Source organism: Granulicella sp. S156, from assembly GCF_009766105.1.
GTDB lineage: Bacteria > Acidobacteriota > Terriglobia > Terriglobales > Acidobacteriaceae > Granulicella.
Genome location: NZ_LMUH01000009.1, coordinates 37,764 through 51,104 on the forward strand (window position 1 = coordinate 37,764; position 13,341 = coordinate 51,104).

The 13,341-nt window shown below is 59.2% G+C and carries 13 protein-coding genes; 5 read left to right on the forward strand and 8 right to left on the reverse strand.

The annotated features are described in order from the left end of the window. Positions 1 to 43: 43 nt before the first annotated feature. The 5 genes from GSQ91_RS07790 to GSQ91_RS07810 form a co-directional block, all read right to left on the reverse strand. Complete coding sequence (locus GSQ91_RS07790) at positions 44 to 841, reverse strand: 1-acyl-sn-glycerol-3-phosphate acyltransferase (protein ID WP_158820825.1); 798 nt, start codon at positions 839 to 841, stop codon at positions 44 to 46. 121 nt (positions 842 to 962) lie between these two features. Beyond that, the gene (locus GSQ91_RS07795) at positions 963 to 2,375 is read right to left on the reverse strand and encodes a folylpolyglutamate synthase/dihydrofolate synthase family protein (RefSeq protein WP_158820827.1); all 1,413 of its coding nucleotides are present in this window, start codon (positions 2,373 to 2,375) and stop codon (positions 963 to 965) included. A 206-nt stretch (positions 2,376 to 2,581) separates the two neighbouring features. Continuing rightward, positions 2,582 to 3,439, reverse strand: a complete 858-nt coding sequence (locus GSQ91_RS07800) for a class I SAM-dependent methyltransferase (protein ID WP_158820829.1) — start codon at positions 3,437 to 3,439, stop codon at positions 2,582 to 2,584. 2 nt (positions 3,440 to 3,441) lie between these two features. Continuing rightward, positions 3,442 to 4,311: an acetyl-CoA carboxylase, carboxyltransferase subunit beta gene (gene accD / locus GSQ91_RS07805; RefSeq protein WP_158820831.1), complete on the reverse strand. Its 870-nt coding sequence runs from the start codon at positions 4,309 to 4,311 to the stop codon at positions 3,442 to 3,444. A 191-nt stretch (positions 4,312 to 4,502) separates the two neighbouring features. Then, positions 4,503 to 5,894 carry an alkaline phosphatase family protein gene (locus GSQ91_RS07810; RefSeq protein WP_158820833.1) on the reverse strand — a complete coding sequence of 464 codons (1,392 nt, stop codon included), beginning with the start codon at positions 5,892 to 5,894 and terminating at the stop codon, positions 4,503 to 4,505. Between the two features lie 133 nt (positions 5,895 to 6,027). On the opposite strand from GSQ91_RS07810, the gene GSQ91_RS07815 reads away from it, so the two are divergent. The 4 genes from GSQ91_RS07815 to GSQ91_RS07830 all read left to right on the forward strand — a co-directional run bounded on the left by GSQ91_RS07815 (position 6,028) and on the right by GSQ91_RS07830 (position 10,298). Beyond that, positions 6,028 to 6,918 carry a sugar phosphate isomerase/epimerase gene (locus tag GSQ91_RS07815; RefSeq protein WP_158820835.1) on the forward strand — a complete coding sequence of 297 codons (891 nt, stop codon included), beginning with the start codon at positions 6,028 to 6,030 and terminating at the stop codon, positions 6,916 to 6,918. A gap of 146 nt (positions 6,919 to 7,064) precedes the next feature. Beyond that, positions 7,065 to 8,411 (forward strand): asparagine--tRNA ligase, encoded by a 1,347-nt coding sequence (gene asnS, locus GSQ91_RS07820; protein WP_158820837.1) that lies wholly within the window; start codon positions 7,065 to 7,067, stop codon positions 8,409 to 8,411. 222 nt (positions 8,412 to 8,633) lie between these two features. Further along, positions 8,634 to 9,899, forward strand: coding sequence for a reverse transcriptase domain-containing protein (locus tag GSQ91_RS07825; RefSeq protein WP_158820839.1), 1,266 nt, complete (start codon positions 8,634 to 8,636; stop codon positions 9,897 to 9,899). Positions 9,900 to 10,094: 195 nt separating this feature from the next. Continuing rightward, positions 10,095 to 10,298, forward strand: a complete 204-nt coding sequence (locus GSQ91_RS07830) for a type II toxin-antitoxin system VapB family antitoxin (RefSeq protein WP_158820841.1) — start codon at positions 10,095 to 10,097, stop codon at positions 10,296 to 10,298. A 70-nt stretch (positions 10,299 to 10,368) separates the two neighbouring features. On the opposite strand, the gene GSQ91_RS07835 is transcribed toward GSQ91_RS07830, so the two are convergent. After that, a complete protein-coding gene (locus GSQ91_RS07835) occupies positions 10,369 to 10,539 on the reverse strand; it encodes a hypothetical protein (protein WP_158820843.1) in 171 nt (56 codons plus the stop codon). Between the two features lie 110 nt (positions 10,540 to 10,649). On the opposite strand from GSQ91_RS07835, the gene GSQ91_RS07840 reads away from it, so the two are divergent. Then, entirely contained in the window at positions 10,650 to 11,582 is a 933-nt protein-coding gene (locus GSQ91_RS07840) for a helix-turn-helix domain-containing protein (protein ID WP_158820845.1), read from the forward strand. A gap of 290 nt (positions 11,583 to 11,872) precedes the next feature. On the opposite strand, the gene GSQ91_RS07845 is transcribed toward GSQ91_RS07840, so the two are convergent. After that, positions 11,873 to 12,364, reverse strand: a complete 492-nt coding sequence (locus tag GSQ91_RS07845) for a hypothetical protein (protein WP_158820847.1) — start codon at positions 12,362 to 12,364, stop codon at positions 11,873 to 11,875. Continuing rightward, a complete protein-coding gene (locus GSQ91_RS07850) occupies positions 12,361 to 13,314 on the reverse strand; it encodes a heme-binding domain-containing protein (RefSeq protein ID WP_158820849.1) in 954 nt (317 codons plus the stop codon). Before GSQ91_RS07850 ends, GSQ91_RS07845 begins: the two co-directional genes overlap by 4 nt. Positions 13,315 to 13,341: the final 27 nt, after the last annotated feature.

The following is a 13,341-nucleotide window of genomic DNA, read 5'->3' on the forward strand; positions in this document are numbered from 1 at the left end:
TCATCCCCGCAGGGGATCTGCTTTTCGTTTGCGGCGAAAAACCTCAGCCGTGGTGCGCTACATACGTTGCATAAATCTCATTGCGCAGCCGCTGTGTCAGCGCATCGGCATCACGCGTCGTCATGCCGACGGTTGAGATTGGCTCACCGACGATCAGCTTCAGCGGTCGCGGGCGCAACGCGTAGACATGGATCGGCAATAGCTCATAGGTACCCACGAGCGTTAGCGGAACGAGTGGAACCTGGGCTTTGATCGCAAGCCACGCCGCGCCGGCGACCATCTCCTTCAGCTCTCCTGTCGCCGCGCGACCGCCTTCGGGGAAGATCACCATAGGCATTCCGGACTGCAAGGTCTTCACACCGCGAGATAGGCTCACGATGCCTGCCCGCGCGGAGCTTTGGTCGATGGGCACCTGGCCCGAACGGTCAAGATACCAGCCGATGAACGGGATCTTCCACAAAGGAGCCTTCGCCAGGATGCGGAACTGAAACGGCAGCTTCGCGAAGAGCACCGGCGTGTCGTAGTAGCTAAGGTGGTTGCTGGCGTAGACGGCGGTCTCATGGACATGCAGCCGCTCGGCATGCTCCAGCGTTACCGGCGACAGCGCGATACGCAGCAGCACACGCGCCCACTGCCGGGCGATGAAATGCTGCTGGCTGCCATTCTTATCCCACAAGCCGCAGGCGAGCGAAATCGTGCCGAAGAAGATAGTCGCAAGGCCGACCATCGGCAGACAGAACAGGTAATTGAGCCAGCGCAGTGCGAAGGGCACCGGCGACCGCGGCGCTGGTGTGCGTTCCGTCTGTTCTTCGGGCTGGAGAGTCTCGTTCGCTGCTGGCATCTATGGCTATGCTAAACCGCCCCGACGCTGTTTGTTTTTCGCCGTCATCCTGAACCCTGAGCGTAGTCGAATGGGGAAGGCCCCCCGCATTTGGTGCCACCACGTCAGAGTGCAATAACAACTACTCCGCCAACACGAGCGCCCTCAACTCACCCACCAGAAAGATCGACCCGGTCGCAACGATAACACCCTCGCGCGGCGTAATAGCCTCAGCCTGTGCCAGCGCTCCCGGCAGATGCGGTGCCGCGTGGGCAGGCACCTCGAGCTTGTGCGCCGCAGTCAACAACTCTTCGACGCTGGCTGCGCGCGGATTCTGAATAGGGGCCAGGATCACATGATCGTGCGCACGTGCCGGGTCTCCTGACGCGGAGTCGAAGAGTGGCAGCAGCACCTGCGCCATTTCGTCGATCTGCTTGTCGGCAAGGCACGAGAAGATCAGCGTGCGCGGCATCTCATCGGGCAGTTGCGCGAGAGCCGCACGCAACGTCCACGCACCTGCAGGATTGTGCGCCACGTCGAGCAGCAAAGGTGCATGGCCACGACGAGAGGCAATCCACTCCAGCCGTCCCGGCCACTCGGTCGCACGTATGCCTTGTTCGATAGCCGCATTCGGAATGTTGAACCCATGGTTGGTGCGCAGTTCAATCGCTGCCGCAACAGCCAGGGCAATATTGCGCTGTTGATGCTGCCCCGCCAACGGTGAGTCGATGTGCAGCACCGCACCGTCGATGGAGAGATCGTAACGGTTCCGCGTGAGCGGAGACCCGAGCCCTGTTTCCTGCTTCCTGTTTCCTGTCTCCTGCTCTCTAGGCGGCAGACAACGCGCCGCATCCACGCCGCGCACGTTCTTCGCCATCGCTACCTCGCCGATGACGGCGTTGGCTTCGGGATGTTGTGAGAGCGTCACCAGTACGCCGTCCTGGCGCAGGATCCCCGCCTTTTCCGTTGCAATAGCGCCAATGGAGTTGCCGAGATAGTCGGTGTGGTCAATGCCGATGTCGGTGAGGATGGACACCAGCGGCTCGACGATATTGGTCGCGTCGAGCCGTCCGCCGAGGCCCACCTCCAGCACAGCAAGCTCGATGTGCTGTTCGCTGAAGTAGCAAAATGCAGCAGCGGTGAGGATCTCGAAGAAGCTGGGGTAGTGCGGCAGCGTACCTTGCTCGACCAGCTCGTTTGCCACATCGTCGACGCGCGTAAAGTTACGGGCAAAGTCGTCGTCCGTTATCTCGGCGAGCTTGCCGTCCATCGAGATGTGGAGGCGCTCATTCACCTGCAGCAGATGCGGCGAAGTATAGAGTCCCGTCCGCAAGCCCGTTGCGTTCGCGATCGAGGCCAGTGTTGCTGCAGTCGATCCCTTACCGTTGGTGCCCGCGATCAGTACAGCCGGGAAGCGATGCTGCGGATTGTCGAGCGCCTCCAGCAGCGCTCCGATGTGCTCGAGCGAAAACTTGCGCGGAGGCCCGCTGGTCTTGCCGGAGCGCAACTCCGGGCCCATGTTTGCCAGTTTGTCCAGTGTTTCAGGGTACGTCACAGTTTCTCCATCTCTTGGATGTCCTTCAGTAGCCTAGCGGAGTATCTATTTTGTCGTCGCCGACGCCGTTGCTTTTCTTTCTGTCATTCCCGCAGGGAATCTGCTCTTGTCTTTGCTTTTCTGGTTGTCATTCCGAGTGCAGCGAGCGAGCGAACTTGCTTTCTCCCGTCCTTCATCTGTGCCGAGAATCAGAACAGCCGAATGCATCACCTGCTCTGTGCCACGCACATCCGACCACCGTTGCCCCGCAGCAGCAGACCGTCGTTACGCCCGCTGAAGAACCTCGCCGTCAGCGCCGTGCTATCGAGGTCCTCGACCGCACTCAACCCCGCCAGTGCGAGCTCCGCAGCCAGCGTCTCCGGCGTGAAGAAGCGCTGGAACGGCTCACCTGCCAGCGCCACACGTTCCGACATGGAATCCAGCATCTTCTGCTCGACCAGCGGCAGCACCTCGCGCGGCTGCGAGTAGTCGAAGACTACGCTGCTGCCTGCCGCGAAGCTGCCCAGCAACGAGGTCGTCCCGCGAAAGGCCTCCAGCGTGAGATACGGCACCACGCCGAGCCACGCTGTCACTGTCGGCAGCGTGCGGTCGAAGCCCGCGACCGCTAGCTCTTCAGCTAAAGACTGCCGTTCGAAGTCGACAGGCACAAACGTCATTGTCTCGGGAATCGCAATCCCTGCAGCCGCGAGGCACTCGCGCTTCCAGGCCTGCGTCGCCGGGTGGTCCACCTCGAAGACCCGCACCTGCGCGAACGGATTGCGATAGGCAAAGGTGTCGAGCCCAGCTCCGAGCACCAGATATTGTTGTGTCCCATTGGCCGAGATGCCATGGGCGAGGGTGTCTTCCGCCAACCGCGCACGAGCAACCATGAAGGCTCGCAGCGCCGCCGAGAATGGCCGCTTCAGGCTATCGGGTGTACGTTTTACCTCTTCGCGATGCTCCCGGCCGAGGATGCGTACAGCCAGCGGATCCTCGAAGACCAGTGGCGGAGCATCATGGACTTGGTGCGCCGCACGCCGCAGGGCTACACGTAGGGCGGTGCGGGATGGTTGAGCTTCGTGCATGGTTAGAGCTGAGCCGGAACCTGCGCTTTACTGCTCGCCGTCATCCACCCCAGCGCCTGTCCGAGATAGCCCTTCAGCTCCTTGCGTGGCACGATCTCATCGAGAAACCCGTGGGTTAGCAGGAACTCCGAGCGTTGGAAGCCCTCCGGCAGTTTCTGCCGAATGGTCTGCTCGATAACGCGCGGACCGGCAAAGCCGATCAGCGCACCAGGCTCGGCGATGTTCAGGTCACCCAGCATGGCAAAGCTCGCTGTCACGCCGCCGGTCGTGGGGTCGGTCATCACGCTGATGTAGGGAATCTTCTCGTCGTCCATCCTCGCCAGACCCGCCGATATCTTCGCCAGCTGCATCAGGCTGGCGATGCCCTCCATCATGCGCGCGCCGCCCGAAGCCGAGACAATAATCAGTGGAACTCTCGTCTCCAGGGACCGGTCCACAGCGCGGGCGATCGTCTCGCCTACGACTGCTCCCATCGAGCCGCCAATGAAGCCGTACTCCATCACCGAAAGCACCACGTCCTGCTCACCGATCTTGCCAATGGCATTGATGATGGCGTCGTTCAACCCGGTCTTCTTTTGGGCCTGCGCCAGCCGCTGCTTATAGGGCTTAAGGTCGGTAAATTCCAGCGGATCGGTCGACCGCAGTTCCAGGTCGACCAGCTCATAGCCGGGTTCGAGCAGGCTTTCAATACGGGAGCGGGCGTCGAACTTGAAGTGATAGCCGCAGTGCGGGCACACCTGGAGGTTGTTCTCCAGCTCGGCCTTCCAGAGCGTCTTACCGCAGTTGCCGCACTTGGTCCAGAGTCCCTTGGTACGGACCTCATGGTCCGGCGTAGGGACGATCTCGTGATTGTCGCGCTTGAACCAACTCATCGGCGGCTGTAGCTCCTTATGGACCTTCCAACCTTCGATTGTATCGAAGCCACCGTTTTTCGTTCGCGCGGCAGCAGGGAGTGGTCTTTTAGCCCATAGGTTACAGAGGTAACCACGGACGCCGTCGCGGCCTCCGCGAAACCTCCGCGACCTCTGCGTTAAAGCTTTCCTAAGCTATGGCAATAAACCAGTTAACGCACCGCCAACGGCTGTTGCGCCGCCGTAGACAACGTAATCCCCAGAGCCTTCGCCAAGGTCGGCGCAATCTGCCTCATATCCACAACGCCCAGGTACTTGCCCCGTGCAACGCCATTGCCCATAACGAAGAACGAAGCCCGCATCGCCGGCGTGGTGGCTGGGTTATACCCATGCGCTCCCTTCAGCGGGCTTGAGTCGGTAACCAGCGGGCCGCTCAAAGCGGCGCCGTTGCAGTATCCCGACCGCAGCGTAACCACGAAAGGAGCATCAGGGAAGCCGCCCAGCGCCACGACAGAGTCATGGTCCAGGATGGCCTCGATCCCATTGGCCGGATCGGCTGCGAGCTTGTCCAGCAGCGTGCGCACCTTGTCTCGCGTAGCCGTGTCGGAGGGGTCATGCAGCACAATCGGCGTCACGCAGCCGGCGGGCCACGGCTCGGCCTGCCAGGACTTCACCTGTAGCGCCCCGCTGGCCGATTTGCCCGTCTGGATCAGCCCCGCTTCGATAAAAGGAATATAGAGGTTGGTCGAGTGCTCCACGGGCGCAAACCCATGGTCGGAGACGACAGCGATCAGCGCGTTCGGATAGTTCTCCAGCTCCTGCGCCGCCAACCGGGCAACCATGCCGTCGAGGCCTTCGAGATCCTGGTCAGCCTCCTCGCTGAACGGTCCATGCAGGTGCTCCTCTTCGTCAAGCGAGCTCAGGTGGATCGTCATGAACTCCGGCTTGTGCTGTTTGAGGATGTCCAGTGAATAGACGGTCTTGACCTCGTCGCCGGCAAGGCTCGTGTCATTGCCCATCATGTAAGGCGTGCCGGAGCGCTGGGCGATCCGAGCAAGCTCTCCGTCCGGGCGGGAGACCGCATTCATCAGCAGGCGGTCGTCCGGGTTGATGGCATCGCCGGGCGACGTGCCGCGCCAGTACTCGGGAATGAGGTAATCGATGGTGTTGGAATCTGCCGTAACCGGCCATCCCACGCTGGCTGTGTGCAGTCCGGCAGCGTGCGCGGCATCCCAAAGCGTCGGCACCTTGATCTGGTCGGCGTACCAGTACCACGCGCCGTTGAGCTTGCGTTCGGGATCGAAGCGCGTGTTGTTCAGGATGCCATGCTCAGCAGGCCAGACGCCCGTAACCAGCGTGGTGTGATTGGGATAGGTAACGGTCGGGAAGGCCCCGTTAACCCCCGCGGCGTGCGTGCCCTCGGCAAGGATGTGCCGCAGCGTGGGGATGCGCAGATGGTGCTCGTCAGCCTGAGTGACGTAGTCGGGGCGCATGCCATCGATAGAGATCAGGAGGACCGGCTGGGACGCTCGGGTAGGCGTCTGGGAGAACAGCGGCGCCGCGGTGACCGTAACGAGAGCGAGAGCTAACAGACGCTTAGACATAGGGTTATAAGACGAGATTTCTATGAATGTGTGGTGAACGAGCTTCCGCGAACTGTCGAAACTCTACGCCAAATCACGGATTCTCACCATAATTCACACCCACCCTCCCTCCCATGGGATAGCCTGAAAGGAAATGCAACAAGGAATTTCGACTCACGTTTTTCTGGCCCAACGCCTCACGCCGGGACTGCTCGAAGCGCTTAAGCGCGGCGGGGCGCAGGCCATTGAGATCTTCGCTGCACGCCATCACTTCGACTACTCCGATCGCGCCGCCGTGCGCGAAATAGCCAACTGGTTCCGTTCCAATGAGGTCACGGCCTCGCTCCACATGCCGCTCTTCAACAGCGACGACGACTCCAACTGGAGCCGCCATACCGCGCCCGCTCTCAACCTGATCGACCTGAATAAGTCCACCCGCATCGAGGCCATGGACGAGGTCAAGCGCGCTCTCGAATCCGCCGAGCAGGTACCCTTCCGCTCCTGTGTGATCCACCTCGGCCTCAAAGACGACCACTGGGACACCCGTTCCCTCGACGACTCCATGACCGCGATCGAGCACCTCAAGGCCTTCGCCTCCCCGCTCGGCATGCAGCTGCTGCTGGAGAACCTGAACAACGATGTCGCCACACCGGCACATCTCGTCGAGATCGTCCGCGCCGGCCACTTCGACAACGTGGGTTTCTGCCTCGATACCGGTCACGCCAATCTCGTGGAACCGCTGCCCGAAACCGGCGACCACGCCGCGAAAGACGGCATCGCGCAGGCCTTCGAGGCCTTTGGCGACCGCATCGCCGAACTGCACCTGCACGACAACTTCGGCGTTCGCCCCGAAAATGGCAAGGACGAGCACTTCTGGCCCGGCAACGGCACGGTCGAGTGGAACCGCGTGGTGAAGTACATCTCCGCGCTCAAGCGGCTACCCGTGGGCATCCTCGAAATCACCCACGAACTGGGCCAGGACGCAAAACAGATCGAAGTAGAGTCTCGAGCAGCCTGGAAGCTACTCGAAGCCGCAGCTAACTAGTTTCATCCCGAAACCGGGTGCCCCATCTTCGCGACGGTTTTATCGTCGCTAAGGTGGGCATCGGACGAAGTCCGACCGCTCCTGCCTATCTTTGTCTCACTACCGCCTTCGCGGTCGCCACTTTACCCGCGTAAACTGGACATCTCATGTCCATCGAAACAAACGCCCCCATCACCACCATCGCCACAATCGGCCAGCACGAAGGCCAGACCATCACCCTCCGCGGCTGGCTCTATAACCTCCGCTCCTCCGGCAAACTGCTCTTTCCCACCTTCCGCGACGGCTCCGGCACCATCCAGGGCATCGTCCCCAAAGCCGCCGTGCCGGAAGAGGTCTTCGACACCCTGAAGAACCTCACCCTGGAGTCAAGCGTCGTCGTCACCGGCAAAGTCCGCGCCGACAGCCGCGCGCCCTCCGGCTTCGAACTCGACGTCGAGAACGTCTCCGTCACCCAGCGCATCGCCGACGACACACCCTACCCCATCTCGCTCAAAGAGCACGGCGTCGACTTCCTCATGGAACACCGCCACCTCTGGCTGCGCACACCGCGCCAGTCGGCGATCCTGCGCGTACGCGCGACGATTATGCGTGCCGCAGCCGAGTACTTCGACACCAACGGCTTCATCCGCACCGATCCACCCATCCTCACGCCCAACGCCTGCGAAGGCACAAGTGAATTGTTCGAGATGGACTACTTCGACAACGACAAAGCCTACCTCACGCAGTCAGGCCAACTCTACATCGAGGCAACGGCTCTGGCTCTCGGTAAGGTCTACAGCTTCGGCCCCACCTTCCGCGCGGAGAAGTCGAAGACCCGCCGTCACCTCACGGAATTCTGGATGATCGAACCCGAGGTCACCTACCTCGACCTCGACGGCTTGATGAACCTGGCCGAGGGCTTCCTCACGCACATCGTCACCCGCGTACTCGAAACCCACCGCGCAGACCTCAAGGTCATCGGCAAGGATGTCGCAAAGCTGGAGGCTGTCGCCGCGCCAGGTGCATTTCCGCGTCTCTCGTATGATGAAGCCCACCAGATGCTGGTCGACGCCCACGCCAAGGGTCTGATCGAAAACGTGCACACCTATGGCGACGACTTCGGTTCCCCCGATGAGACCTACATCAGCAATCAATTCGACAGGCCGGTCATGGTGCATCGCTATCCGGCCGAGGTCAAAGCCTTCTACATGCAACCCGACCCCAAGGATCCGACCAAGGCTCTCTGCGTAGATGTGCTCGCGCCTGAAGGCTATGGCGAGATCATCGGCGGCTCGCAGCGCGTGGACAGCTACGACCTGCTCAAGTCCCGCATCGAGCAGCACAACCTGCCGCTGGCCGCCTTCCAGTGGTACCTCGACCTGCGCAAATACGGCAGCGTCCCGCACTCCGGCTTCGGCATGGGAATCGAGCGCGCTGTGGCATGGATCTGTGGGCTCGAACACGTGCGTGAGACGATTCCGTTTGCACGTACGCTGAATAGGATCTACCCATAAGGCTCGGCTAGTTTTCGCTTGCTCTTCGCGTGACACAGGCCTATCCTAGAGGTCTGACCCTTGTGTTGAGCGTCGTTGTGAGTGGGGGAACCCGCGAACATCGGGCACAATGCAGCTTCGAGGCGAAAGTCTCGATTGAGCGAACCGGGCCTCACGGTACCTTCGCTGGGCTCAGACCTTAGTTGTCGGATTGGTTGGGTTTACCAACGGGACCTCTAGACAGTGGAAAAGCTACCGATTGAACAAGTGCGAAGTCTGCGGATTCTCGGACGTGCATGGGCAGCTATTCGGCGTAATGCAAAGAGTTCGAAATCTGAAGAGACACGTGATGCGGTTGCGGCCTTCGAGGCTGACTCGATCGAAAATGTCACTCGAATTCAACGCCAATTGCAGGGCGGTTGGTTCAAGTTTGCGCCAGCTACCGGCAAAAGAATCCTAAAGAAGAATAAGAAGGACTTTCGTCCACTAGTTATTGCCCCTCTGCCATCGAGAATTGTTCAGCGTGCCATCCACGATGTTTTGGTCAGCATGCCTAAACTCCAGATGTACATAAAGACACCCCACAGTTTTGGTGGAATTCAAAAAGGACAGGAAAAAGACGAGATAACGGCGGTTCCAGCAGCCATTCACAGTGCTCTCGACGCCATCGGAAAGGGCTCGCAATATATTGTCCGTTCTGATATTTCTGACTTCTTTACCAAGATTCCCAAATCGACAATCACCTCGATGATCAGCGAAGTTGTGTGCGATGAAGCCTTTATGAAGTTATTTTCAGAGGCCATTAAGGTTGAATTGGAGAATATGGCAAGCTTGAAAAAGCATGCCGCTGCCTTTCCTATCGAAGATATTGGTGTAGCGCAGGGGAATTCTCTTTCACCATTGCTCGGAAACCTGTATCTTTACGATTTCGATAAAAAACTCAATGAATCGACAGATATTCGATGTATTCGCTATATCGATGACTTCATTATCCTGGCTCCGAATAAATCGGCAGCGGAGAACCAGTTTCAAAAAGCACTTGCAATTCTCAGGAAGCTCGGCCTCAGCGTTTCGGAAAGCAAGACACAACGCAGTACTGCAAAGAAAGGGTTCGAATTTCTCGGTATTGAGCTTTGCAATGGATTAATCCGACCAAATAAAGACTCGAGAGATCGGCTAATCAATTCAGTGTCAAGTGTTCTGACCGAAAGCCGAATATGGCTTGAGAATTATGCTGCGACTGGTATCTATGATGAAAAATTAGCTTTGTTCAATACCTTCCGCAGAATTAGGGGAATCACGCAAGGTTGGGGAAAACATTACTGGTTCTGTAACGATCGTAACTGCTTTGCCGTGCTTGATAAGCAAATATCGAGACTTATAAGGAGCTACCTCGCCTCCTATTCCGAAGCACGCAGAAAAGGTGGGGATTCAATCGGCTGGGATCTCATTGGAATTGGATCGCTCAGTCGTAGTGACAGCACACGTTATTTCGTTTGGCCCACGTGATGCACTCATGTGTCGAATTCATTCTTTGATGATGAATGAGATTCCGCATTCTTAATGCCGGGTGCCCTATCTTCGGCGCGGCCCCATCGTGCCTAAGGTGGGCATCGGGCGAAGCCCAACCGCTCTTGTTGGATGTTATAGAAACCGCTAGTGTTCATACACCAAAATACGTCAGCCCTACACATTGGAGCCTTTGTGCGAACGAGCATTGAAATCGACGACCAACTGATGACCGAGGCCTTGCGTTTGAGCGGTGAATCCACCAAACGTGCCGTCGTCGAAGTAGCTTTACGTCTGCTTATACAGACGAAAGCCCAAACGGGCATCCGCAAGCTTCATGGCAAGATCCAGTGGGAAGGTGATCTTACCGAACTGCGCCGGAGCCGAGTGCGGAACTAATGATGGCCATCGTTGACACAACCATCTGCAATGATTGCATGCACCCGTAACGTGAGACAGCGCCCGGTTACTACCGCAGCACCCTCGTCATAAGCAAAGCAAACAGCGCCGCCACACCCACCACCGTCCCAATCAACCCGGTCGCGATGAAGATCGCTGCGCCGCGTTTCTTCTCGGGAGTGGGTGGGGTGATGCCTACCGTCATGATGAAGCCATCGACTACGCCCTGGATGATGCCCATCTTCGTATACCTCTTCTCAAGAGATAACGGATAGCCCCATCGAGCACCTCGCAGATCTTGCTGCGGCTTGACGATTCTTGCGGGAACTATGATGGAACAGGAGGTCGCGGATGCATCGGCCCGGCGAAGGCAACACGACGCAGCGAGACGAAAGCACGCCGTCGAAGCGCGTCTCTGTGTTGGTAGGAACGCGGTCTGTGCCGCTGCTTCCTGGCCGTCCGCTTACCGATAGCTCGCGCTCGCCCTGGTCCGGCCTGGTGATGGAGAAACATCGCCTCGGCGCCGTCGAGATCCCTGTGCACGAACACGATACCTTCTGCCTGCACCTGCAGACCAGCGGACCGGTAGAGATGGACTGGAACTCGTCCGGCCGCAGTGGCCGTATACGGTCGGGCGTCGGCAACCTCATCTTTCTCACACCCGGAACGCGCGACAGCCTGCTTTGGCATGGTCCCTCACAGCGTATCGTCACGTCCCTCCAGCCGTCGCTATTGCGCCAGGCCGCAGAGCAGATGGAGCTCAAGGGTCTGTGCGACTTCGAAAACCAATGGTCGTTTCAGGATGAGCAGCTTCAACTCTTGCTGACGGAGATGGACCGCGAGATGGCTGCAGGCTGGCCCATGGGCTCTCTCTACGGCGACCTGTTGGGAATGTCCCTGTCGATCGCGCTCATCCGCAAGTACGGGCACATCTCCGCACCGCTGGTTCCGCTCAAGGGTGGCCTCTCCCAGCCACGTCTCAAGCAGGTGTTCGCATACATCGAAGAGCATCTTGATGGTGAGCTTCGCCTGCAGGAGTTGGCGGACCTGGCAGGGCTGAGCCCGTTCCACTTCGCGCGATCCTTCCGGCAAAGTGTGGGCGCGACACCGCATCAGTACATCCTGCAAAAAAGAGTGCAGCGCGCCAAGGAACTTCTACTGCGGCCTGAGTGGAGCATCGAACAGGTCGCCTCCGCTACAGGCTTCGCAGGCGCCAGCCAGTTCTCGAGGGTCTTCCGGCAAAGCGCAGGCGCTACGCCGACGGAGTGGCGGCGAAATGTTTGAGCGCTACCTATAAATTTGTCATCTCGTCTCACCCCAGATTTGTCATCTCGACCGAAGGCGGCGTTCTTTGCCGCCGCGGTGGAGAGACCTGCAGGTTGCAGATCGCGATGCAAATGTTTGTGGCGCGCTTTGCGTCAAGACCTGCAGCTTGCTCGTACGGGCACCTATCGCCTGCGCAAACAAACCTGCAGGTCTCTCCACTTCGCATGACGATAAAACCATCATGCTCCGGTCGAGATGACAGATTTCGGGATAGGTCGGGACAACAAGGCAATGCGTGGTACAAAAAACTACGGCATCACCGCCGCACGCTGCGAAAGCAGATAGCTCTCGCGATCATTCGGCGTAACGCCCGCCTCCTGATCCACCTGCTTCAACGGCGAGCCTTCATACCGCTGATAGGTGTAGTGCTTATCCGCCGCAATCGTGACGTACTCCACGGACTTCGCTGCCGCCGGTATATTCCCCCCGAACCAACGCGGATCTTCCTTCTGGGTCCACGTCACAACCGACAACGCCGAGCCCGCGGGATAACCCACCTGCGCACCTGTCCGCGCATACTGCACAGCAACGTCGTTGCCATAGAGCGTGGACATCGTTCCGGCGTTCTTGTCGATCCACGAAGTAATCACGCGGCCCTGTATCGGGTTCGCGGGCAACGCCCCGTTAAGCATCGCGCCGGTATTGAGCGTGGTCACAACACGCGGATTGGTCTTGGCGCAGCCCAGCACGCTGCATAGGAACACCATACCCGGAGCCAGCAGCTTCATTCGTACTCTCACTGTTGACCTCCAAGCGGCATGGTGTAGACATAGTCGTTCTGGCGCACAGGCTCGTGACAGCCGACGCACTCTTTGCTGAAGTCCGCGTCTTTGCCGTAGGGCTTCAGGTCCGTGCCTCGCCACCGTGCCCAGCCCCAGCCCTTGGTCGACGCATACTTCTTGCTGTCGCGAATCATGAACTCAACCTGGATAAACGCGCCCGTCTGAGAGACACCCTTTCCATCCGGTTGCTGAGCCCATGCGACCTTGGCGAAGGCTGTGCCATCCGGCCACGGGTTGATGTGGTTCTCGGCGATGGCCTTTACCGCAACGTCATTGCCCAGGATCTCGCGCATCGTGTGGTTGTCGTAGCGGTCGGTGGAGCTGATGGTCTTCCAGTTCTTATAGTCGGGCAGGAACTCGATGCCGTTCGGAGAGGCCTTCACGGTCAGCGTCTGGTTGCTGGCCGCGATCCAGCCTTTATATTGCGCATCGGCAGCGCTGGTATCAGCTGCTGCGGCTGCCCCGGCGGGTGCAGGCGGATTCAGATAGTCGCGCAGCACCTTCAGGTTCTCCGCCGAAACCGCAGCGCCGGGATGCACCCGCAGATACGACGGCAGCGGCATCGCCCCAAGTTGAATCATGTTGACCGCCTCATACAGCGCGGCCTTCTGTTGCGGGGCGGGCAGTTTGCCAATCTCAGAGAAGTTGAGATGCGCCCGTGCTTCCTTCACATCCTTCGTCACGATCCAGTAGGCAGGCACAACCTGGTCGAACCACGGCAGCTTCGTCTCATTGGAGTGGCAGCTATAGCAGGATTGCCGCAGCACCGCCCGCACCTCAGGAGGAGCTTGCAGTTCCGCCGTGACCGGGGGATTGGTCAGCGTGGGACGAATCAATTGAAGGCCAAGGAAGACCAGACCTGCAAGCACCGCGATCCAGAGAACCCGAGCGCCATACGCCGATGCCATGCAGCACCTCTTCTGTAACGAATTACC

Excerpts from the sequence above, each read along its gene's own strand:
- GSQ91_RS07800 (WP_158820829.1), bottom strand. The coding sequence starts at position 3,439 with ATGCACGAAGCTCAACCATCCCGCACCGCCCTACGTGTAGCCCTGCGG.
- GSQ91_RS07840 (WP_158820845.1), top strand. The coding sequence starts at position 10,650 with ATGCATCGGCCCGGCGAAGGCAACACGACGCAGCGAGACGAAAGCACG.
- GSQ91_RS07790 (WP_158820825.1), bottom strand. The coding sequence starts at position 841 with ATGCCAGCAGCGAACGAGACTCTCCAGCCCGAAGAACAGACGGAACGC.
- GSQ91_RS07835 (WP_158820843.1), bottom strand. The coding sequence starts at position 10,539 with ATGGGCATCATCCAGGGCGTAGTCGATGGCTTCATCATGACGGTAGGC.
- asnS (WP_158820837.1), top strand. The coding sequence starts at position 7,065 with ATGTCCATCGAAACAAACGCCCCCATCACCACCATCGCCACAATCGGC.
- GSQ91_RS07810 (WP_158820833.1), bottom strand. The coding sequence starts at position 5,894 with ATGTCTAAGCGTCTGTTAGCTCTCGCTCTCGTTACGGTCACCGCGGCG.
- accD (WP_158820831.1), bottom strand. The coding sequence starts at position 4,311 with ATGAGTTGGTTCAAGCGCGACAATCACGAGATCGTCCCTACGCCGGAC.
- GSQ91_RS07850 (WP_158820849.1), bottom strand. The coding sequence starts at position 13,314 with ATGGCATCGGCGTATGGCGCTCGGGTTCTCTGGATCGCGGTGCTTGCA.
- GSQ91_RS07815 (WP_158820835.1), top strand. The coding sequence starts at position 6,028 with ATGCAACAAGGAATTTCGACTCACGTTTTTCTGGCCCAACGCCTCACG.